We start from the raw sequence: 23,008 nt of genomic DNA on the forward strand, positions 1-23,008 counted from the left end.
TTGATGTGTCCCATCCTAACATACCATCTGGATTAGGTTTTGGGGGGCAGGTCAACGCGCCCTATTCCGTTTCCTCTTCCACAAAATGACTCAGGTGGTCCATGAGCAGCTCGGGCGCGTCTTCGGGCACGAAATGCCCGGCGTCGAGCACGACCGGCCCGCGTGCGCGGGGCATGAGCGCCTTCCAGTGCCGCGCGATGTCCACCGGGTAAAACGGGTCGATCTTGCCCCACAGCAGCAGGGTAGGGGTGCTGGTGATCTGCTGCATGCCCTGTTCGATGCGGCGCATCAGAGGCATGGAAGGCCGCCCCGGCCCGATCTCCGTCATGCGCAGAAACTGGATCAGCGCGGTCCGGTTGCGCGAGTCGCGGAACGGCGCGCGGTAGCCGGTCAGCACCGAAGGGGAAAGGTGGCGCAGCGTGGCGTGCTGCAGCGCGAAGTTGATCGCCAAATTGAACGTGCCCAACATCAGTTCGCCCACGCCCGGCTTGAGCAGCACCGACATCAGGCGGCTGGGCTGGCGGATCAGCGTGTCTTGAAATGCCCAGGCATTCATGATTACCAGCCGCTTCACATTTTCGGGATGCTGGAGCGTGTAGTTCAGCCCGAACGACGCGCCCCAATCTTCCATCACCAGCGTGACGTCGTGCAGGTTCAGCGCCGTGATGCACTCGGTGAGGTTGGCGAAGTGCCGCCGCAGCGTGTGGTAGCGTTTGTTGGTCGGCTTGTCGCTGAGGCCGAAGCCGATGTGGTCCATCGCGATGCAGCGGAAGCCCTGCGCCGCGTAATAAATCATAAATGCCCGATAGATGAAGCTCCAGGTGAGGTAGCCGTGCACAAACACCAGCACCTCGCCGTCTTCGGGTCCTTCGTCAATATAGTGCATGCGCCGCCCGTCGCTCAGCGTCAGATAGTGCGACTTAAACGGGTACAATGCGCGAGTTGCCTCAGGCAACACGACCGTTGCCATGCGATCCCCTTATCGTGCGACTTATCTCGCGTTTGTGATGACGGACATCGAGGGCCAGATGCACTGGAAGCCCGACTATCCATCTGGCAGTGTCACCCATTGTACGCCACCTCGCGCTGTGTGGGAACTCATTTGATTACGAAGTTGTGATTTTCCCCGTCTCAACGTATAAAGCGTAAATTAGCTTCCGCCGCGGCGAAAAGTCGCGGTATACTTAACCGATCACAACAGATCACAAAAAATGGAATTCAAGGCCGTCAAGGAGCAATACCCCCTATGGACGTTTTATGTATCGGTGAAGCCCTAATCGACTTTGTTTCCCGCGAACGTGGCGTGACGTTGGTCACGGCGGAGCAGTTCACCGCCGCGGCGGGCGGTGCCCCTGCCAATGTCGCTGCGGGACTGGCCCGGTTGGGCCGGCACGCGCGCCTCATTGCGACGGTGGGCGACGATGCTTTTGGTCGCAAGATTATTCACGAACTGAACAAGGTGGGCGTCGATTGCAAGCTGCACGTCGATCCCCAGCATTTCACCACGCTGGCCTTCGTCAAACTCGGCGCTGAGGGAGACCGCGACTTCGAGTTTAGCTCGGGCGCGCATGACTACTTCACGCCCGATCAGGTCGATCCCGACGAGGTGCGCGAGGCTTTGGTGCTGCATTACGGATCGATCAGCCTGCGCGCGCCATCCTCCCGCGAGGCGACGATCAAGGCCATCCAGATCGCCAAAGACGCCGGGATTCTGTGCTCGTGCGATCCGAACTGGCGCGCCGACCTGTGGCCCGATCAGGCGGCGGGGCGGGCGGCGATGCTCGAAGCCGTGGCCTATGCCGATATCCTGAAGATCAGCGACGCCGATCTGGCCTTCCTGGCTCCCGATCATGCCGACGATTTTATCACCGCGCTGGATGCCATCGGCTTCCAGGGGAAACTGGCCGCCGTGACCCTGGGCGCAAAGGGCGCATGGTACAAGGCGGGCGAGATCACGGGGCAGGTTCCCAGCCCGCACGTGCAGGTCGTCGAGACGACCGGCTCCGGCGATGCGTTCGTCGCGGCGCTGCTGGACTGCCTGTTGACGCAGAATCTCGACATCGACAGCCTGTCGGAAGCCGACCTGGAACGCGTTATCCGCCGGGCGTGCGCCGCTGGCGCGCTGACCGCAACCGGGTATGGCGCGATCCCGTCCCTGCCCGATCCCGCCGGGATCGACGCGCTGCTGCGCATGGTGAGCGTTAGCGACCGTTAGCGCGCGCGGCTCCATTCGTTTATGCACAGGCCCGGGAAAACGTCCCGGGCCTGTTTTTTGCCGCCTCTGCTGCTGCCACAAACAGAATGCCCCAGACCTTTGTCCGGGGCATCTGCCACACACCGCTAGAGCTTACGGGAATATGCTAGCTGAAGTTGACTACCTGCCCCGGCAGGCCTCGCCCTTCCCACGGCCACGCTTCTACGGGCGCCATGCTGGCAACGGGAACCCACAGGTACTTGCCATTCAGCACCACCTGGCGGAATTCGCCGCTCGCATCCAGGCCAAGCACCCACAGCGTCTTCCCGGCTTCCATCACGATCCCGGTCCGCGCACCGGCATCCGGCGCGTAGAGCAGCTCCGTCGCAGTCGTGAACTGGCCCATCACGCTCCACGCGGGCATGTAGACCATATCGGGACCCGGACGGTTACCGGAGTTGGTGATCACCGTGCCGCGAGAAGCGGGCGGCGCGTCACCACCGGGGATGGGCACGATCGCGGGCGGATCGCCAGGGTCACCAGGGTCACCCGGATCACCAGGGTCACCCGGATCGGACGGCGATGATGCGCAGGCGATGTAATCTTCGTGGCTGTCGTAGTAGTCCTGAACAGGAGTCGTTACCCCGTCTATCTCTTCGGGGTGGCCTGACCACTGGTCTACATGCAGCACGTAGATTGTGCCCTCGGGCAGGACCGAGCTGAACGTGATATTGAAGACTATGGTATGCGTCGCACCTGCGGGCAGTGTTTGCGCAGTCGCAGACCGGTCGCTGATCGGCGTGACTGGAACTGTCGGAATAGTAGCCCATGCGCTGACGTCGTTGTAGGCGTCATCGGAGCCGTAGCGTGAATACTGGACGGTTACCGTAACTCCGGAGCAGTCCCCTGAATAGGAGACGGTCTCAACGGCGGCTTCAACGGACTGCGCGCCGGGCATAATGGCCGTGGCAGCGAGGCCGAACACCAGGAGCCCCACAACTAGTAAGTGACTCGTACGAATCATGCCTCGTTCCCTTTCACATCATATGGTTCATACCGTTTCATTTATCGTAACATTTGAGCCTATCAGTTTCCTTTCACCGGTTAGAGGCTGCATAACTATCACCTCGCACTTGCCTATCAGTTTGTGAACGGCATCACGGCCATTAAATTGCTAAATAGACTTAAAAATTGACATAGAAGGCACCTTAACGGGTGTTAAAATCAAGGTTGATTAAATTTATCCATTACCGGTCCTAGTACTGAGGTCCCATAACCTTACAAGGACGTTACACTGTCTGTATGCTGTTATCGAGAGCCGGATTACAAAACGACAGGCCGCTCGATCTTGATCGAGCGGCCTGTCGTTTTTTTTGTGGTTGAACTGGGGGTAAATCGCTAACTTACGACTTCACCGGGCAGCACGCGCCCATTCCAGGGGGCGCTGGCTACCGATTCGAGACTGTCCACCGGGGCCCAGAGGTATGCCCCGCTCAGGATGACCTCGTAGAATTCACCGGATTTGTCCTTGCCCAGCACCCACAGGGTTTTGCCCGCGTTCATCACGATGCTGGTCTTCGCGTTTGCATTCGGCGCATAGTACAGCGGTGTGTTGGCGACGAACTGGCCCATCACGCTCCAGTCGGGCATTTGTACCATGTCGGGGCCGGGACGGTTCGCGTTGTTGGTGGTGGAGACACCACGGCTGGGCGGCGGCGCATCACCACCAGGGATAATGACAATCTGAGGCGGGGTGCTGGGTTCAACCGGATCGCCCGGATCGGTGGGATCGCCGGGATCCGGGTTGTTCGGCGTCACGGACGTGCAGGTGACGATATATTCCCAACTGGCATAGTCAAGCTCGGTCGGTACGCCGTTCACAGGCTCACCGGACCACTGGTCCACGTGCAGATAATAAGGAGTGTTCGCGGGCAGCGGTGCGGCAAAGTTGAGATCGAATTCCACTGTCTGCGTGGCGTCCGGGCCTAAAATAGAGTAGGGTCGGTTGGAAATCGGCTGGCGGTTGATGGTCGCCCACGAGCTGACATCGTTGTAGCCAGTGCCCATCCGTGAAAATTGTGCGGTGACGTGCACATGGGTGCAGTCCTCAACATAGTTGACAGACTCGACCGCGGCTTCCGTGCGACCGATTCCGGGAACGAGCGAGACAACGACCAGGATGGCGAGGGAAGCCATCGTCAGGCCAAGGCGGTTAAGACGTTTCATACTTTTTTCTCCACACCTTTCATCTTAGCTATTTGCCCTTCACAAAAGCATCGTACCTCTCGTGCCTGTCAGTTACCTCACAAAGTAGATACTGAACATATCTATCTCCTAAAATATTTTGAACGTAAACGGGGGATAAAATGGCCTGCGAAAGGCCGTTTACAACTTTTATTCTCTCAAAAGGAGTAAATGAGCCTTGCCGTTTCCTTACAACACTCTCTCAAAGCAAATCAATGGGGTTTGAGACAAAAGCGGGGCAAAAGCGTGCTAAATTACCCAAGCACCCTATAATTGGGCTAGCAATGAGTATTGCACTGTATAATCAGTCACGTTTCGCCGCGTGATGATAGGCGTAATTCTGCTAACAATAAGGAATCGATCGTTCCATGAGGATTCATTACTCGTTCGATGACAGCGCCGCCCGGCTGCCACTGGCAATCCGCAGCACCGAGGGGGTTTTCGACCGTGCCGCCGATCTGCGCAACGCCCCAGGCGTCCAGCTTGTCGAGCTGACGACGCAGCACATGTTAAACACCGGGACCACGCTGGTCGATGAGCTGGTGCACTATTTCGATACGGGCACGCCCTCCGAGGCCGATCCCTATGCGCTCAACGCCTGTTACGTCCAGCGCGACCTGCTCGACGATCTCCTGCGCGACCTGCGCGACCGTTTGCCCTCGCTCGTTGCGTTCGATGAAATCGAGGCGCTGTTCCCGGCCAGCTTCGAGCGCGACCTGAACCTGGCGCTGGCGTTTACCGTCGTGGGCGTGCCTGCGTTCGGTTACGTCCGGTCGTTTAGCGATTCGGAAGGCGAGGAGTTTCACGGCATGGTGGTCAATCTGGCCCAGGCGTACCCGCACCTGGAATCCGAGTTGGGCCAGTTTTCGCTGAGCCTGCTGGCCGATACGATTCGCAGCGGCTTCTTCAACCACGAAGGCTTCCAACTGGCTTATGGCGAGTACCGCGAGTCGCTGGGGCGGCCTTCCAATGCGCCGGTCGATTTGCTGAAGGACGCCCTGTTGAGCCGGGGCATCGCGTGGTATCTCAGCTACCGCCACGACCTTACGTTTTACGACGAGGCGCTGGGGCTGAACGGCGACAGCCTGCCCAAGTGCGTCGTGAGCTGGAACGAGATGATGGACGCCGCGCGCGACCATACCATCAGCGACACGCGCCTGGATGAATGGCTGCGCCCGCGTGACGTCCGGCATCCCGGCGAGCTGGAAGTGGACGTGGTCGGTTACTACGCCGCGCGCGCGATCGGGGAGCAGCACGGCATCGACGGGCTGCGCGAGGCCGTGGCCCAGGGGCCCGACCGGTTCATCGCGCTGTATAACGCGCTCGGCCCGCACACGCTCAAGAGCTAACTTTCCGGACGGGAGGACGCCATGCCGCGCCAGAATATTTCATCGGGCAGTCCGTGGGAGCCGGTCGTCGGCTACTCGCGCGCCGTTCGCATCGGCAGCATCGTGCGCGTCGCAGGCACGACGGCCACGGACGAAGCGGGACAGGTGATCGGCCCCGGCGATCCGTACGTCCAGACGCGCGCCATCTTCGAGAAGGTCGGGCGGGCGCTGGCCGAGGCGGGCGCATCGTTTTCGGATGTGATCGCCACGCGCATGTTCGTCACGGACATCTCGCGCTGGGAGGAGATCGCCCGCGCGCACAACGAGGTTTTCCACGACATCCGCCCGGCGGCGACGATGGTCCAGGTCCAGGCGCTCATTTCGCCGGAGCTGATGGTCGAGATCGAAGTCGAAGCGGTGCTCGATCGAGAGTAACAACCGGATCGACAGGGTAGTGAGGCATAAAAAACGCCCGGTGGGAACCGTCCCGCCGGGCGTTTTCGATCCGTATGGGTGCGTTAGCTCTGCTTGAGAGAGATATCGCCCACGCTGGCGCGCAGCGTCAGGGTTGCGCCGCCGTCACCCAGCGTCGCCTGCATCGATGCCATCGCCCCGGATTTCTCCTCGGACTTGCTGGACATCTCGAAGTCGTTCACATCGATATGGCCGACGGTGGTTTCCGCGTCGAGCACGAGGGAGGCGTCACCGGGCAGGGCCACGTGGATTTCGCCCGTCGCCGTGCTGATCGAGTGGGCCTGATCCGCCGCCAGCGATCCGTCGAACCGGACGTCACCGACATCGCTGTGGATGTCCATCGGCGCGGCCACGGCGACACCGTCCAGCACGACCTTGCCGACGCTTTGCGCGATCTTCAGCGTACCGGGCACGGTCAGATCCTTCACCGTGATATCGCCTACGCTGTTGGTTACGTTCAGGTCGATGGTCGCCGGGACGTGGATCGTCAGGTCAACCGTGTCGGAGCGCGTGTCGCCCTCATCAACCGACTGGGTGGAATCGACCAGCACCCGGTCGCCGTTCGGCGTGACCGTCACGCTCATTTCGGCCAGTTCCGCCTGGGCTTCGGCGTCCGTATTGGCATACGCCGTCATCTTGTAGTCCACGACGAAACGCCCATCGTCCGACGGCTGAATCTTCACCGTGCCAACTTCGCTCTTGACCACGAGCATCAACATCTGCGTGGTGTCTACGTCCACCGCGATCGAATCGCGCTCGGTGGCCTCGTGGTTTTCCGAGAAGGCGTCCGTGTCTTCGAACAGGTCTTCAAAGTCACTGCACGCGGTCAGGCTCAAGGCCAGCACGACGGCCAGCGCAAGCGCCATCCGGTGAAGTGTTAGTTTACGCTTCATTTCAAGTCCCCTTCGTGTGATCGCATGTAACTGGATAACCTTACGCGAAGGGGACCTGCCGGGTTGCGCGTTTTTTCACGATCTTTACTATCGGGCTTTCCTATCGTGCCCGGATCTTGATGTCCCCGATGTTGACCGTCACGTCCAGCCGCGGCGCATTCCCCGCATCCGATCCCAGCGTGCCCGTCCACTCGCCGCCGGTTACGTTTTCGGCGCCACTCCCGCTGCCGCTCATGTTGTCGAAGCCGACAACCGAGACTTCGCCAATATCCGTCCGCGCCTTCAGGTCGGCCTGCATATTCGCCGCCAGCGTCAGCTCTATGCTGCCGATATTCGTCTTCGCATCGAACGGCCCGTTACCTGCCAACGTGCCGCTGTAGGTTATATCGCCGGTGTTGTTGGCCAGCGACAGTTCTTCGGCATCCACGCTGCTAATCGAGATGTCCCCGACGTTCAGCTCCACGTCCAGATTCGCCAGCGCGTCCGGCACGGTGATCGTCAGCTCGACGCTGTTGGCGCTGCCGAAAAGGTCACCGAAGAATGCCCAGCCGCCACTTCCATCACCCACCACGACCGACACCGTACCGTCGGTTTCGGTGACGTCGATGGCCATCTTTGCCATCTGGTCGCGCGCGCTGCTGTCGGACAGGCCGGAGGCGGTCTTGACCCACTCCACGGTGACTTCGTCCGTCGCGCCGGACCGGATGTGAACGTCACCGACCTGGCTGTCTACCGTGAGGCTGACGGGGGAGTCGGGATCGACTGCAACCGTTTCCATGCCGGAGTCGGTGATCTTGTGATCGTTAAAGACCGCCGCAAAGATGGCCCCTACACCGGCCATTCCCCCGACGCTCAGCGCGCAGCACAGGCACGGCGCGAACAGACAGCCGAGCAGGATCCAGGGCCAGCGGCGGCGGCGCGGCGCGGCGGTTTCGGGCACGTAGATGCGCTTGGGTTTTTCCGGGCCATAGGCGACCGGATCGGAGATTTCTGAATCGGGCACACGCGGCTCGACGACATTGGGATCGTCGTGATTGATCATGGGTAGGCTCCTTCAACAACCGATTGGCTAGATGATGACAGTGCGCGGTGCGCACCTGTGCGACAATGTTCTACCCGTATATACGCGCAGGCCGGATCTGCGTTGCAGGCATATAAATCCCGCCCGTAACTGCATCTGGATTTCAGCGCGATTTTGTTTATAATAGGTGTGCTCTGCCGTCAAACGGTGCGGCAGACGATCGTTTCAATCAACCACCTATCTCGCGCCAGCCATCCCAGGCGAGCGGAGATGTCGAGATAGTTAAACGTTTGCCGGGGAGGTGAGGCTCAATGAAGGTTCGTTCGTCCGTCCGTAAAATGTGCGATAAGTGCTACTTCGTGCGCCGTAAGGGCGTGCTCTACGTGATGTGCTCGGCGTACCCGAAGCACAAGCAGCGCCAGGGCTAATTCTCCCTTCGCGTATCAAAAAAATGGAAAACCTGAAAACGGGCCACTGGCCCGTTTTTGCTTTTACCTTCTTTACTTTCACTGCCATCGGGGTTGTGTCATAATGGAGAAACAGGGGTTACTAGTCCTTCATTAATGGGGAATTCTCTTTTTTAAAAATAGCAGGAGGGACCGGATGACTGCTTACATCCGCAAGGCTGCCGTGATCGGTTCCGGCACGATGGGCAGCGGCATCGCCGCGCTGCTGGCCGGGGTCGGCGTACAGGTCGTGCTGCTCGATCTTCCGGCTCAAGACACCCAGCCCGGCGATCCCCCTGAACGTCGCAACGCGCTGGTGCTGGGCAATCTGGACGCGCTGAAGAAAAGCCGTCCGGCGCAGTTGTTCCACCCCGCCGACGCGGATCTGATCATTCCCGGGAACCTGGACGACGATCTGGACTGCCTGCGCGACGCGGACTGGATCATCGAGGTGATCGTCGAGCGGCTGGAGCCGAAGCAGCAGTTGATGGCCCGCCTGGAAGACGTGCGCCAGCCCGGCGCGATCGTCTCGACCAACACCAGCGGCCTGAGCATCAACGCCATCGCGGAGGGCCGCAGCGACGACTTCCAGCGGCACTTCATGGGCACGCACTTCTTCAACCCGCCGCGTTATCTAAAGCTGCTCGAACTCATCCCTCACGAAAAGACCGATCCGGCGCTGCTCGACTTCATGGCGCGCTACGCGACGGACGTGCTCGGCAAAGGCGTGGTGATCACCAAAGACACGCCCAACTTCATCGCCAACCGTTTTATCAGCATGTCCGGCACGTTCGGCGTGAACTACGCGCTCGATCACGGTTACACCGTCGAGGAAGTCGATAACCTCACCGGCCCGCTGATCGGGCGGCCCAAGACGGCTACCTTCCGCCTGAACGATCTGGTCGGCACGGACGTGATGGTGCACGTCAACAGCAACCTGTACCCGGCCATCCCCGACGACGAATCGCGCGAGGTGCTCAACCATCCCGACTCGCGCCCGCTGCTCCAGCACATGCTCGATCAGGGCTGGCTGGGCAACAAGCGCGGCCAGGGCTTCTATAAGCGCGTGAACACGCCCGAAGGCAAAGACTTCTGGCCGCTCAACCTGCAAACGCTCGACTACGAGCCGCCCGCGAAGGTGCGCTTCGAGAGCGTCGGGCAGCATCGTAAGATCGAGGACGCGGGCGCGCGCATCAAGGCGATGGTCAATGCCGACGATCGCGCAGGCGTGTACCTGTGGCACCTGCACGCGTTTTACCTGACCTACGCCGCGCGCCGCCTGGGCGAGATCGCGGACGATATCCCGTCGGTGGACCGCGCGAACCGCTGGGGCTTCAACCACGCGCTCGGCCCGTTCGAGATCTGGGACGCGCTCGGCGTGGAGGAGACGATCCTGCGCTTCGAGGCGGACGGTTATGCCGTGCCGCAGTGGGTCAAGGACATGGTGAGCAGCGGCCACCCGACCTTTTACCAGCGCGACGAGCACGGCGTCCTGTCCGGCGTCTACGATCCGGGGGAGGGTGCGTACGCCCCGCTGGCGCGCGATCCCAAAGCGATCGTGATCGACGATCTGCGCGCCGCCGGAAAGACCGTCGAGAGCAACGCGGGTGCGTCGATTCTGGATATGGGCGACGGCGTGGCGCTGCTGGAATTTCACGCCAAAGCTAACGCGATCGACGACGATATCATTAAAATGGGATGGAGAGCACTCGAACGGCTCGACAGCGATTTCGACGCGCTGGTGGCCGGCAACCAGGGCGAGCACTTCAGCGCCGGGGCGAATATTTTTCTGATCGCCATGCTGGCCCAGGCGCAGCAGTGGGACCAGATCCGCGCCATCACGCGCGAGCTGCAAGACTTGTTCCAGGCGCTGCGCCGCGCGCCGCGCCCGGTCGTGACCGCGCCGTTCGGTATGGCGCTGGGCGGCGGGGCCGAATTTGCGATGGCGGGCGCGCGGGCGGTGGCGCACGCGGAACTGTATACCGGACTGGTCGAGATCGGCGTGGGGCTGCTCCCGGCGGGATCGGGCTGCAAAGAAATGCTGCGGCGCAACATCAACCCGGTGATGCAGACGCCCAACGCCGACGTGCTGCCACACTTGCAGCGTGTGTTCGAAAATCTGGCGCTGGCGAAGGTGTCCGAGAGCGCGAAACAGGCGCGGGACATGGGCTTTTTGACCGCCGCCGACCGGATCGTGCTGAACCGCGATCACCTGCTGGCCGAAGCCAAGCGCGAGGCGCTGCACCTGGCCGGGAGCTATACGCCGCTGCCGCCGCAGAAGGTGTGGGCCGCCGGGCGCGACGGGCTGGCCGCGCTGCGCATCGGGGTTTACAGCATGGTCGAGGCGGGGTATGCCACGGAACACGATGCGCTGATCGCCAACAAGATCGCGTACGTGCTGTGCGGCGGCGACCTGTCTGAGCCGGGTTGGGTTCCCGAAGAATACATCCTTGACCTGGAGCGGGATGCGTTTGTAGAGCTGTGTAAGGAACCGAAGTCCCTTGAGCGGATCGCGCACATGCTCCAATACAACAAGCCCCTCCGTAACTGACGGCAGCGTTAGACGACGGGACGACTTACCGGACGCAATCATATGAGTTGCAGCTTGACGATCACTGATCTGGACCGCCTGGCGCGCGGGTGGGCGACATACGCAGAAAGGTGGCACGCATCGTGTCCACGACGCCACCTCATGCGCTGAAAAAATCCCGGCTGTCGCTGCAAGCCAAAACTCTGGCTCTGATTATCCTCACGCTTGCCAGCTTGCTGCTGCTGCTGTCTGCTGCCTCGCGCCTGATCCTGACGCGCCGCTTTACGGCGCTGGAGCAGGACGTCGTAGAGGATAAGCTCGAACACATCTACGACCAGTTCAGCAACGACGAATCACAGCTTGCCGCGGTGTCTGCGACGTGGTCGGTGTGGGGCGACACGTATCGCTACGGCGGCACCGAGGAAGTGCCCGTTTATATCGCGCAGAACATCGACGCGGAGATCTTCAGCCGGCTCGATCTCAACCTCGTGGTGCTGCTGGATATGTCGGGCCGGATCGTATTCAGCCGGGGCTACGACCTGGAAAAGCAGACGGAGCGAACCGTCTCGCCCGAAACGCTCAACCGGCTGGTCTCCCTCATCGAACTCACCAACGAAAAGACGGACACCCAGCAGGCCAGCGGGATCATGCTGCTGCCGGGCGGTCCCACACTGATTGCGGCACGCGTGGTATCGGTCGGCAACTTCGACGGCCCGCCGCGGGCGCTGCTGATCGTCGGGCGCGACCTGAACGACGCCCGGCTGATCGGATATGCCAGGAACCGCGATATTCACATCTCCCTGCTGCCGGTGACCGATGCCTCGCTGCCGGACGGCGTCAGGCAGATGGCGCTGGGCGCGATGACCGTCGTCCCGACCAGCGACGACCGGATCGACGGGTACACCGTGCTGCCCAATATCTTCGGCCAGCGCCAGACCGTGCTGCGCGCGTCGATGCCGCGCACCGTTTACGCGCAGGGCCGCGACACGCTCAACGACTTCATGGTTTCGGCGGTGCTGGGCGGGCTGCTGTCGTCCCTGCTGATGATTTACCTCGTGGAGCGGCTGTTCCTGGGGCGGCTGTCGCTGCTCAGCCAGAGCATCCGCCAGATCGGGCAGCGCAGCGACGCCAGCGCGCACGTGCCGGTCGAAGGCAACGACGAGCTGACCGAGCTGGCAAAAACCCTGAACCAGACGTTCGACGCGCTCGGCCAGTCGCAGGCGACCCTGGTCGAAAGCCAGCAGCGCCTGCATAAAATCGTCACCTCAATCAGTGACACCGTTGTCACGCTCGACCTGACGCCCGACGGCGAGATCACGGATTTGTGGCTGCCGTCGCCGCAGATCGCGGAGATGACCGGCTATTCGCTGGAAGCCCTCACGCACGATATGCCGTTCTGGCGGCGCATCACCCCCGCCGAGGATCAGATCATCCTGCGTAATTACTACCGCCAGCTTGCGTCCGGGCAGGACGCCGAAGCGGAATATCGCCTGATCACGGCGGACGGCGGCACGATCTGGCTGCGCGACAGCGGGCACGTCGAGCCGCTGCTCGACGGCAAGGGCTGGCGCGTCTTTTCCGTGCTGAGCAACATCACCGCGCGCAAAGAAGCCGAAAACGCCCTGCGCAGCAGTGAAGCGCGCATCCGCTCGATCCTGTCTGCCATTCCCGACCTGATGTTCCGGCTGAGCCGCGACGGAACGTACACCGACGCGCACGCGGGCAACCGCGACCTGCTGATCGCCCCGCCCGAAGAACTCATTGGCCGTTCCCTGTCGGATACCATGCCGGAGGACGTGGCGGAGCGCTTTATCCGGCACATTCATCTCGCGCTCGAAACCGGCGAGATCCAGATCTTCAACTACAAGCTGGCGCTGCCCGACAGCAAGTACGACTTCGAGGCGCGGCTGGTGGTGAGCGGGCAGGACGAAGTGCTCGTCATCGTGCGCGACATCACCGAGCGCGTGCATGCCGAGGCGGACCGCGAGCATTTGCTGCGCGATATGCAGGCCCGCGCCACCGAACTGGCGACGGTGATGGAAGTGGGGCTGCGGGCCACGCGCATCCTGGATCTGGACGAGCTGCTCGACACGGTGGCGAACCTGACGCGCGACAACTTCGCGCTGTATCACGCCTATATCTTTCTGTTGGGCCAGGACGGCAAGCACCTGTATCTGGCGGCGGGCAGCGGCGACGTCGGGCAGCAGCTCGTAGAGGCGCGCTACCGGGTGTCGCTCGATCACCCGCGCAGCGTCGCGGCACGGGCCGCCTGCACGCGCGCCCCGGCGCTGGTTTACGATACGCGCACCTCGGAAGATTATTTGCCGTCGCCGTCGCTGCCGGACGTGCGCTCCGAACTGGCGACGCCGATCATCGTCGGCGGCGACGTGATCGGCGTGCTGGGCGTCCAGTCCGATCAGGTTGGCCGGTTCACCGAGGCAGACAGCAGCGTCATGGCGACGCTGGCCGCTCAGCTTGGCATTGCGATCGCCAACGCGCGGCTGTTTGCCGAAAACAGCCGCCGCGTTTCGATCATCGAAAACTCGACGGATGCCATCGCCCTGGCGTCGTTCGTGAAGGGCATCCCACGGCATGCCAACTACGTCAACCGGGCCGGGCTGGACCTGCTGGGCTATGAGAGCATCGAGGAGCTGCGCAGCCTGCCTCTGGCGGACTTCTACACGCGCGAGAGCGTGAAGCAGCTTACGAAAGAGGCGCTGCCTACCGCAATCGAGCAGGGGCTGTGGCGCGGCGAATCGATCATGAGGCGCAAGGATGGGACCGAGATCGCGGTCGAGCAGTCGCTGTTCGTCATCCGTGACCCGGACGGCAGCCCGCGCGATCTGGCGACGATCGTCACCGATATCACCCGGCGCAAAGCGAGCGATGAAGCGCTGCGCCGCGCCAACCGCGCCTATCGCATCCTGAGCAGTTGCAATCAGGCGATCGCCCGCTCGACGGACGAGGCGAACCTGCTGTGGCAGATCGGGCAGTGGCTGGCCGAAGAAGGCGGTTACCCGTTCACGTGGTCCGGCCTGCTCGATGCGTCCACGGAACGTCTGGTGGGCATCAGCGCGACCGGCAGCCGCCTGGTGTCCGAAGCGATCATGGGGTGCTGCGGGGAGGCGCTCGGCCCGGCGTGCCTGTGCCAGATCGCCATGGAGACCGGCCAGCCGCACATCGAGCAGCCGCTCCAGCCGGGCAACGACGAGGAAGAGCGCGCATGGCGGCAGACTGCGATCGACGAAGGGCTGGCGTCAGTGATCGTGCTGCCGCTGACCGCCGAGCAGCGCACGCCGCTCGGCATCCTGCTGCTGTGCTCGGATCGCCCGGATGCGTTTGACGCGGACGAGACGGCGCTGCTGACGCAGTTGGCGTCGGACCTGTCTTTCGGCATGACGGCGCTGCGCACTCGCGCCGAACGCGAGCGCGCGCTGGCCTCGCGCCGCGAGCAGTATATTTTGACCGAAGCCCTGCGCGACACCGCCGACGCGATCAACAGCACGCTCGATCCTGACGTGGTGCTCGACCGCCTGCTGGATAACCTCAAGCGCGTGGTCCCGCACGACGCCGCCAACATCACGCTGATCGAAGCGGATACGGCGCGTATCGTGCGTGCGCGCGAATACACGGAGGAGTTCGGGGAGTGGCTGGGGCAGATGTCGGCGGCGCTGTCGCGCAGCGGCCTCGTACGGCAGGTGATCGAGCGCGAAGCCCCGGTGATCATCGCCAACACCCACCAGGATCCGGACTGGATCGACTACGGGCGGTGGGTCGCGTCGGTCGCCAGCGCGCCGATCCGCCGCGAGGGCAACATCATCGGCATGATCGGCATTTACAGCGTCGTGCCCAACTTCTTCAAGGAGCGCCACGCGGAACGCCTGCAAGCCTTTGCCGATCAGGCCGCCATCGCCATTCATAACGCCAGCCTGTACGAAGCCGCGCAGCGCCACGCCTCCGAGCTTCAGGCCCAGGCCCAACGCCTCGCGCTGATCAACCGCGTGTCCGCACGGCTGACGCAAACGCTGGACATCCAAGAGCTTTACCGCATCGTGCTGACCGAGATGGAGCAGGCGCTCAATTCTTCGTTTGGCGGGGTGCTCATTTTCGAAAACGAGGAGTTTGGGCGGCTGGTCTTCGACACGTATCCCGAGTCCGAGCCGGGGCGGGATGTCACCATCTCGTTGGTGGACAACCAGTCCATCGAAACCGTGCGCCGGACGCATAAGCCGCTGGCGTCCGAGGATGTGCTCAACGACCCGCTGTTCGAGCGCGCCTGGGACGTGCTGCGCGAGCGCGGCACCAAGTCGATGATCATTGCGCCGCTGCTCGTGGGCGAAGACGTGATCGGCACGCTGGGCGTGGACTTCCAGCAGTACCGGCTGTTCACCGAGGCAGAGATCGAGCTGGTGAACACCATCACCAGCCAGGCGTCGATCGCCATTGCGAAGGCGTTCCTGTATGATGCCGAGCGCGATCAGCGCATCCTGGCCGAAGCCCTGCGCGACACGGCGGGCATCGTCAACAGCTCGCTCAACTTCGATCACGTGTTGGAAGGCATTCTGGCGAACGTCGAGCGCGTCGCGCCGCACGATTCGGCCAATATCATGCTGATCGAAGATGGGGAATACGTCCGCGTCGCGCGGGCGCATACCGTGCCCACCGATCCCGCCGCCGAGGCCGCGGCAGAGCTGAACCGCTTCCGGCTGGACGAAACGCGCAACCTGAAAACGATGGTCGAGACGCTCCAGCCGATCGCCATCCCGGACACGGATTCGTACCCGGGGTGGGTGGTCACGCCACCAACCAGTTGGATTCGCTCGCAGGCGGGCGCGCCGATCCAGCAGGACGGGCGCGTGATCGGTTTCCTGACGCTCGACAGCCACGTGCCGAACTTCTACACGCAGGAGCACGCCGAACGCCTACAGGCGTTTGCCGATCAGGTCGCCACGGCGATCCGCAACGCGCAGTTGTTCGCCGCCGAACGCGAGCAGCGCGCGCTGGCCGAAGCCCTGCGCGATACCGCCGCGGCGCTGAACAGCACCCTTAACTTCGACGAGCTGATGGAACGCATCTTGACCAACGTCGGGCGGGTGGTCCCGCACGACTCGGCCAACATCATGCTGATCGAAAACGGCGTGGCGCGGCCCGTTCGCAGCCACGGCTACGCGGAACGCGGCCTGGATGAATGGCTCAACGGGCTGCGATTCGTCATCGCCGACGTGCCCAACCTGCGCATCATGGTGGAAACGCGCCAGCCGCATACCGTGCCCGATACGCACATGTTCCTCGGCTGGGCGCCTGTCGAGGAAACGGTCTGGATCCGGTCGCATAGCAGCGTGCCGATCCAGCTTGAGGGCGAGGTGATCGGGTTCCTCAACCTGGACAGCATGTCGCCCAATTTCTTCACGCAGGTTCATGCGGAGCGCCTTCAGGCGTTTGCCGATCAGGTGGCGCTGGCCTTCCGCAACGTCCAGCTTTACGACGCGGTGCAGCATCACGCGGCGGAACTGGAACAGCGCGTCGCGGAGCGCACACAAGAACTCGAAAGCCAGCGTATCCAGCTTCAAACCATCCTCGAATCGATGGGCGAAGGCGTGATCTATACCACGGGCGCGCAGATGTTGTACTTCAACCCGGCGGTGCTGGCGTTATTCGGCTTCTCTCCGACGGAGATGTACGAACGTCCGCACCAGATTTACCACCACCTGACGCGCCTGATGCCCGGCGATATGGTGGCGTCGGATGCCCTGCGCACCTTCGAGCGCGGCGAAAGCTGGCGCGGCGAGGTGAAGCTCACGCGCAAATCGGGCGAGACGTTCGATGCCGCGCTGACGGTTTCGCAGGTGGCTTCGCCCGACAGCGATAGCCGCAGCGTCGTGACGCTGGTGCGCGACATCAGCCAGGAGAAGGCGCTGCAAGAGCAGAAGGATCGCTTCATCGCCAACGCCTCGCACGAGCTGCGCACCCCGCTGGCGAATATCAAGACGCGCCTGTACCTCGTCCGCAGGCAGCCGGAAAAACTGGAAACACACCTGTCGATTTTGGAACGCGTGACGGACAGCATGGCGGAGCTGATCGAAAATATGCTCGACGTGTCGCGCTTCGAGCGCGGCGTGATCGCGCTCTACCGCCGGCCCGTCACGCTCCAGCCGATCATCGAAGACGTGGTGGCCATCCAGCAGCCGGAAGCGGAGCGAAAAGGCGTCACGCTGGGCGCGGAGATGCCCGCCGAGCCGCTGTACATCATCGCGGACCCGCAGCGCTTCGCCCAGGTGATCACCAACCTGATCACGAACGCGATCAATTACACGTCCGAGGGCGGACGCATCAAAGTCACCGTGCACACCGAAACGCCCGGCGTGGGCGGCGCGGACACGATCGTCATTCAGGTGCACGACACGGGCGTGGGCATTGCGCCGGAGCTGCTGTCACAGGTCTTCGAGCCGTTCTTCCGCGCCAACGAAGGCTCGTCCACGGGGACCGGGCTGGGCCTCACGATCGTCCGCGAGATCATCAACCTGCACGAAGGCAAGCTGAGCGTGGACAGCACGCTGGGGCAGGGCAGCACGTTCACGATCCGGCTCGCGCTGGCCGAAGTTCCGCCATCCAGGGAAGGTAAAGGGAGGAGCGAAGAATGAGAGAGGCCGTCATCGTCGCACTGTCGCGCACCGCGGTAGGGCGCGCGCAAAAAGGCACGACCCGCACCACTCGCCCCGAAGCCATGATCCGCGCCGTCGTTCAGGACGTGCTGCAGCAGGCCGGGGACCGGCTCGATCCGCTTGAAATCGATGACTTTTTGCTGGGCTGCGCTATGCCGGAAGGATCGCAGGGGCTGAACGTGGCGCGCGTCGCGGGGCTGCAAGCCGGACTGCCTGCCGGGGTTCCCGCCCAGACGATCAACCGCTTCTGTTCGAGCGGCCTGCAAACCATCGCCACCGCCGCCGAGCGCATCATCGCCAACGGCGCGGACATCATTCTGGCGGGCGGCGTCGAGTCGATGAGCCAGGTCCCGATGGTGGGCTTTCACTTCAGCCCGACGCTGGACGCCAGCGAGCACCAGCCGGAAATATACATGGGCATGGGCCTGACGGCGGAGCGCGTGGCCGAGGCGTACGGCGTCTCGCGCGAGGATCAGGACGAGTTCGCTTACGGCAGCCACATGAAAGCCATCGCCGCGACCGACGCGGGCAAGTTCGCGCAGGAGATCGCGCCGGTCACGTTCGAAGAAGTGACGCTGGTCAATGGGCGGCGGCAGGCGCGCAGCATCACGTTCGACCAGGACGAGCATCTGCGCCGCTCTACGACGATCGACGGGCTGGCGAAGCTCAAGCCGGTGTTCAAGCAGAACGGAACCGTCACCGCCGGGAATTCCAGCCCGCTCAGCGACGGAGCCGCCGCCGTGCTGGTCATGGAGGCGGAAACCGCCGCGCAGCACGGGTTCGAGCCGCTGGCGCGGTTCGTCGGGTTTGGCGTGGCGGGCGTTCCGCCGGAGGTGATGGGCATCGGGCCGGTTGCCGCCGTGCCGCGCGTGCTCAAGCGCACCGGGCTGACGGTGAACGATCTGGACCTGATCGAGCTGAACGAGGCGTTCGCGGCGCAGGCCCTGGCGGTGATCCGCCAACTGGAACTGGATCCGGCCCGCGTGAACGTCAACGGCGGCGCGATTGCGCTCGGTCACCCGCTCGGCTGCACGGGGACCAAGCTGACCGTACAGTTGGTGCACGAACTGCGCCGCCGGGGCGGTGGGCGCGGCATGGTGACCATGTGCATCGGCGGCGGTCAGGGCGCGGCGGGGATCTTCGAGGTGTACGGGAACTGAACCATTGTGACCTTACGCCCGCTGCCCCCTGAAAAAACGGGCGGAGCAAGCCTCGCCCCTACGGATCGCGGGGTAACGAGCGGCCAGGGGTTGAGGTTCTTTTCGGAGTTTCGCTTATACGGCAAAAAAGGCCGGGGAGCGCGTACACGCCCCGGCCTTTTTGTATTTGTATGATGCGCGCAAGGGTCGAGGGTCAACTCTCGTCGCAGCGGAAGACCACCCCCGCGTCGCCAAACTCGATGTGATCGCCGTTTTTCAGGCGTTGGGCCATCGTGCGCTGGCCGTTGATACGCGTCCCGCGCGAGCTTTGCTGATCCTGGAGGAAAAACGATCCTTCGGCGTAACGGATCATGAAGTGACGGCGCGACACCTTCGCATCGGGGGCCTGCACGTCACACACGGAGGAGCGCCCGACGAGCGTATCCGTCTGGTACAGGCGCACGCGCTGCCCCATCATCGCGCCGCCGACGCCTTCCAGCCATGCGCGCGGCATATCGACCGGCACGCTGACCTGGGGCGGCATGGGCGGGGGCGGGGCCATGCGTGCCGCGGCAAGCGCTGCCGGGGCGGTCGCCTGTGCCGGGATGGGGTCCGGATCGATGCGGATCGCGCCGGGGGGCGAAGCCAGCGTCGGGCTGCCCACCGGGGGCGCGAACCCGCCGGAATAGGCGAGCGGCTGGTGGCAGTTCATGCAGACGGGCGCGTTCGGTGGGTTGATCGCGCCGCAGTTCGGGCAGCGCACCCCGCCGGGAATTTCCGGCTCTTCGTACCAGTCACCTTCGCGGTTATAGCGGAAGTACCAGACCAGCAGGATGACGCCGACCATCAGCGCGCCCAGGCCAGCCAATGCAACCACGATTAAGATGAGTCCTGGTGTCCCCACGCGTTTTTACCCTCGATACGATGCCAGATGAACTGCCATTTGCGCAGGTATCGCTTACTACGCAGCGAGTATAAAGTTCCCGGCCCGGCACGGCAAAAATCGGCGGGTGACCGTAGGGAGTCAGGGCCGCGGTAAGCACGCTTTTCCCGACGCAAGCGGGAGGGAAGGGGAACGGGCACAACAGGGGCGGAGCAGCCCCCGCTGCGCCGTCTGCCTTGACAATCGCAGGGCGGGCCGTACACTCAAAGTACCGCGTGACAAAGGGAGGTGGCGCATGGCTCAAACGCTGAATGTCCTGATCGTGCACGGTATTGGGTGGGGCGGTCGCGGGACGTTGTATTCCCGCCCGCTGATTCAGAATGTCAGCGCGGAGTTCGAGCGCGCGTTGAAACGCCTGAAGCTGCGCGATATCGACGCCAGCGCGGCCCGCCCTAAAAATGCGCTGCGGTTCGAGACGGTGTGCTGGGACCCGGTCACGCAGCAGCCCCAGGACGCCATGCTCAGTGTGTTGTTCGGGCGGCCCTGGCTGCGGAAACGGCTCAGCCTGACCTACCAGTTCCGGCGGAATATGGTGGGGCTGTTGGGCGACGTGACGGCCTACGAGCGCGATCCGCACAACGCCGTCTACCGCGCCGTGCACGAGGAAGTCGATAAGTGCGTGGCGCGGTTGGGACAGGCGAGCCGCGCCCAGGCCGAAGTCGCCTATTCGCCGCTGACAGTGATCGGGCACAGCCTGGGCAGCGTGATCGTCTCCGACTACGTGTGGGATCACACGGGTGGAGAAGGCCAATCGCACCTGCTGCGCGGGCACGATCTGGCGCTGGTGAACATGGTCCTGATGGGATCGCCGATGGCGCTCTACTCGCTGCGTAACAACGCGTATGGCGGGCAGGAGAGCATCCGCGACAGCCTGGGCAGCCCGGTGCAGGTCGATCCGCAGTACGGCATGTGGCTGAACCTGTACGACGAGCAGGACCCGATCGGCTTTCCGCTGGAGGCCATCGACTCGTACCGCGCGGCGGGCGTGATCGACTGCGCGGTGAACGCGGGCAACTGGCTGACCGGGTGGAACCTGCTCAGCCACGTCGGGTACTGGCGCTGCCACCAGACGGCGCGCGCGATCGGCGGCAAGCTGGCGCTCGACTGGGCGCGGCTGAACAGCCCGCGTTTTGCCGAGCGCGACTATGACAAGGCATTCAAGGCATATCACAAAGACTTGCGAAAGGGATAATGATGCTCGATCCTGACCAGATCCGGCAGGCGCGCGCCGAGGCCGCGCAGTGGGCTTACGATCTTTTACAATCGGACTTCGTGATCTTCGACAGCGAAACGACCGGCACAGGTTTTCAAGACGAGCTGGTCCAGGTGGGCGTGATCGACGGGCGGGGCGAGACGGTGCTGGATACGCTGGTCAAGCCGACGCGCCCGATCGATCCCGGCGCGTCACGCGTGCACGGCCTCAGCGCGGTGCACTTGATCGGTGCGCCCGCGTTCAAGACCGTGTATCCCGATCTTGCGGCGGCGCTGGGCGGCAAGCGCGTCGTGGCCTATAACGTGGACTTCGACCGCCGCATCCTGTACCAGTCATGCGCGCTGTACGATCTGCCGCGCGTCGAGGCGGCGGCGTGGGAATGCGCCATGAAACGGTACGCGGCGTACTTCGGATCGTGGAACAGCATGAAGAACGATTTCCGGTGGCATAAGCTCGAAGCCGCCTGCGCCAACGAAGACGTGAACGTGTATGACCTGAACGCCCATTCGGCGGTGGACGACTGCCGCTTGACCTTGCGCCTGATTCAGAAGATGGCTGAAGCCGTAGACTAAATGTCCCCAGTAATCGACCTTCACTTCACCCGACGCGACTGGGTGATCGGCCTGCTCGTCGTTTTGCTCGCTTTTGCGCTGCGCACGGTGATCATCTTCGACCGGGCGAACGCGCCCAACGACATCAGCGCGTTCAATCCGCTGCCGGTGGGCAGCGACCAGCGCACTTACTACAACGCCATCGCGTTGTACCGCGCGGGGGAGTTTCCGCCGCCCACGTACCATTACCAGCCGGGCATGCCGTGGTTCATGGTGGGCAGCAGCGAGCTGCTGGGCACGGATAACCTAGGCGTGCTACGCCTGTTCGTCGCGGCGCTGGCGTCGATCAACGTGGGGCTGTTCATGGCGACAGCGCGGCTGGCTTCGGGGCGGCGCTGGGTGAGCGTGATCGCGGCGCTGCTGCTGGCGGTGTACCCGGTCAGCGCGTTTTACGACACCGATTTCGTGATCACCTCCGAGGCGATCATCCTGTTGAATCTGGCGCTGCTGGGCGTGCTCGCGTTGTGGCGGTGGCCGGACGCGTGGGGCGGGGTGGTGCTGTACGGGCTGAGCTTCGGCATCATCGCCATTATGCGGCGCGAGCTGCTGGCGCTGGCCCCGGTTTTTGGGCTGTGGCTGCTGTGGCAGCGTCCCCGGCGGCGCACCGTGATTCAAGGCGCTGCCGCTGCTGCGATCTGCGTCGCGGCGCTGCTGCCGACGATCTATCACAACCGCTCCAACGGGGCGGACTTTTTGATCACGTCCGTCACGGATGCCGAACTGTACCGGGGCAACAACCGCGACGCGAACGGGGCGTATCACGTCGGCCCGGCAAGCCTGTCCACATCTCAGGACTACAAAAAATATCTGTGGCTGGATATCAAGCTGTCGCCGTGCCGTTTCGTGGAGCTGGAACTGCACAAGATCGGCATGTTCCTGTCGTCGCACGAGCCGGGCAATAACCTCAACTATTTGATCGCCGGGGAAGGCACGTCCGCGCTGCTGCGGGCGATCCCGCTGAACTTCCAGGTTTTGCTGGCGCTGTTTTTGACGGGGCTGGCCGTGCAGGCCCGGCGGCGCGATCCGACGGCGGCGCTGTTCGGTGCGTCGTTCCTGATGGTGCTGGCGGCCATGCTGCTGATGTGGGTCGAGGCGCGCATCCGCACGCCGGTCGTGGTGGTGATGATGCTCCCGGCGGCGTGGGCGGTGGTCGAGATCGGGACCGCGCTCTACGGGCTGATCCGTCCGGCGCAGGCCCGGCAAACGGCGCTTTCCGGCGTGAAGCCGGTCCGGTTGGGGCTGGCGGCGGTGGGCATCGCGGCGGTGCTGGCGGTGCTCTGCCATGTGGTCTACTGCGATCTGCCGCTTTC

The 23,008-nt window shown here is 63.2% G+C and carries 16 protein-coding genes; 10 read left to right on the forward strand and 6 right to left on the reverse strand.

Translation table 11 applies throughout. From position 1 onward, the window contains the following. Positions 1 to 61 precede the first annotated feature (61 nt). Positions 62 to 970 (reverse strand): alpha/beta fold hydrolase, encoded by a 909-nt coding sequence (locus V7116_RS18655; protein ID WP_324393477.1) that lies wholly within the window; start codon positions 968 to 970, stop codon positions 62 to 64. Between the two features lie 276 nt (positions 971 to 1,246). Between V7116_RS18655 and V7116_RS18660 the strand changes: the two genes are divergently transcribed. Beyond that, entirely contained in the window at positions 1,247 to 2,215 is a 969-nt protein-coding gene (locus V7116_RS18660) for a carbohydrate kinase family protein (protein WP_324393478.1), read from the forward strand. 145 nt (positions 2,216 to 2,360) lie between these two features. Here V7116_RS18660 and V7116_RS18665 read toward each other — a convergent pair whose 3' ends face one another. Both V7116_RS18665 and V7116_RS18670 read right to left on the reverse strand, forming a co-directional pair. After that, positions 2,361 to 3,218 (reverse strand): hypothetical protein, encoded by an 858-nt coding sequence (locus tag V7116_RS18665; protein ID WP_324393479.1) that lies wholly within the window; start codon positions 3,216 to 3,218, stop codon positions 2,361 to 2,363. A gap of 374 nt (positions 3,219 to 3,592) precedes the next feature. Continuing rightward, on the reverse strand, positions 3,593 to 4,420 hold the full coding sequence (locus V7116_RS18670; RefSeq protein WP_324393480.1) for a hypothetical protein: 828 nt from the start codon (positions 4,418 to 4,420) through the stop codon (positions 3,593 to 3,595). A 386-nt stretch (positions 4,421 to 4,806) separates the two neighbouring features. Here V7116_RS18670 and V7116_RS18675 point away from each other — a divergent pair, with 386 nt between their 5' ends. Further along, positions 4,807 to 5,787, forward strand: a complete 981-nt coding sequence (locus V7116_RS18675; protein WP_324393481.1) for a hypothetical protein — start codon at positions 4,807 to 4,809, stop codon at positions 5,785 to 5,787. Positions 5,788 to 5,808: 21 nt separating this feature from the next. After that, on the forward strand, positions 5,809 to 6,201 hold the full coding sequence (locus V7116_RS18680; protein WP_324393482.1) for a RidA family protein: 393 nt from the start codon (positions 5,809 to 5,811) through the stop codon (positions 6,199 to 6,201). Positions 6,202 to 6,284: 83 nt separating this feature from the next. On the opposite strand, the gene V7116_RS18685 is transcribed toward V7116_RS18680, so the two are convergent. Continuing rightward, on the reverse strand, positions 6,285 to 7,133 hold the full coding sequence (locus tag V7116_RS18685) for a DUF4097 family beta strand repeat-containing protein (RefSeq protein ID WP_324393483.1): 849 nt from the start codon (positions 7,131 to 7,133) through the stop codon (positions 6,285 to 6,287). Positions 7,134 to 7,233: 100 nt separating this feature from the next. Then, positions 7,234 to 8,175 carry a DUF4097 family beta strand repeat-containing protein gene (locus V7116_RS18690; protein WP_324393484.1) on the reverse strand — a complete coding sequence of 314 codons (942 nt, stop codon included), beginning with the start codon at positions 8,173 to 8,175 and terminating at the stop codon, positions 7,234 to 7,236. Positions 8,176 to 8,465: 290 nt separating this feature from the next. Between V7116_RS18690 and rpmJ the strand changes: the two genes are divergently transcribed. The 4 genes from rpmJ (at position 8,466) to V7116_RS18710 (ending at position 18,952) form a co-directional block, all read left to right on the forward strand. Further along, entirely contained in the window at positions 8,466 to 8,582 is a 117-nt protein-coding gene (gene rpmJ, locus V7116_RS18695; RefSeq protein WP_119068385.1) for a 50S ribosomal protein L36, read from the forward strand. Between the two features lie 175 nt (positions 8,583 to 8,757). After that, positions 8,758 to 11,151 (forward strand): 3-hydroxyacyl-CoA dehydrogenase/enoyl-CoA hydratase family protein, encoded by a 2,394-nt coding sequence (locus V7116_RS18700; RefSeq protein WP_324393485.1) that lies wholly within the window; start codon positions 8,758 to 8,760, stop codon positions 11,149 to 11,151. A gap of 122 nt (positions 11,152 to 11,273) precedes the next feature. Next, positions 11,274 to 17,771 carry a GAF domain-containing protein gene (locus tag V7116_RS18705; RefSeq protein WP_324393486.1) on the forward strand — a complete coding sequence of 2,166 codons (6,498 nt, stop codon included), beginning with the start codon at positions 11,274 to 11,276 and terminating at the stop codon, positions 17,769 to 17,771. After that, positions 17,768 to 18,952 (forward strand): thiolase family protein, encoded by a 1,185-nt coding sequence (locus tag V7116_RS18710; RefSeq protein ID WP_324393487.1) that lies wholly within the window; start codon positions 17,768 to 17,770, stop codon positions 18,950 to 18,952. Before V7116_RS18705 ends, V7116_RS18710 begins: the two co-directional genes overlap by 4 nt. Positions 18,953 to 19,145: 193 nt before the next feature. On the opposite strand, the gene V7116_RS18715 is transcribed toward V7116_RS18710, so the two are convergent. Further along, positions 19,146 to 19,808, reverse strand: a complete 663-nt coding sequence (locus tag V7116_RS18715; protein ID WP_324393488.1) for an FHA domain-containing protein — start codon at positions 19,806 to 19,808, stop codon at positions 19,146 to 19,148. 301 nt (positions 19,809 to 20,109) lie between these two features. On the opposite strand from V7116_RS18715, the gene V7116_RS18720 reads away from it, so the two are divergent. The 3 genes from V7116_RS18720 to V7116_RS18730 all read left to right on the forward strand — a co-directional run. Next, the gene (locus V7116_RS18720; protein ID WP_324393489.1) at positions 20,110 to 21,066 is read left to right on the forward strand and encodes a hypothetical protein; all 957 of its coding nucleotides are present in this window, start codon (positions 20,110 to 20,112) and stop codon (positions 21,064 to 21,066) included. A 2-nt stretch (positions 21,067 to 21,068) separates the two neighbouring features. Continuing rightward, positions 21,069 to 21,659 (forward strand): 3'-5' exonuclease, encoded by a 591-nt coding sequence (locus V7116_RS18725; protein WP_324393490.1) that lies wholly within the window; start codon positions 21,069 to 21,071, stop codon positions 21,657 to 21,659. Then, positions 21,660 to 23,008: hypothetical protein (locus V7116_RS18730; RefSeq protein WP_324393491.1), on the forward strand; the 1,349-nt coding region annotated here is incomplete at its 3' end.

The sequence above is a fragment of the Aggregatilinea sp. genome (genome assembly GCF_036822615.1).
Taxonomy (GTDB): Bacteria; Chloroflexota; Anaerolineae; order Aggregatilineales; family Aggregatilineaceae; genus Aggregatilinea.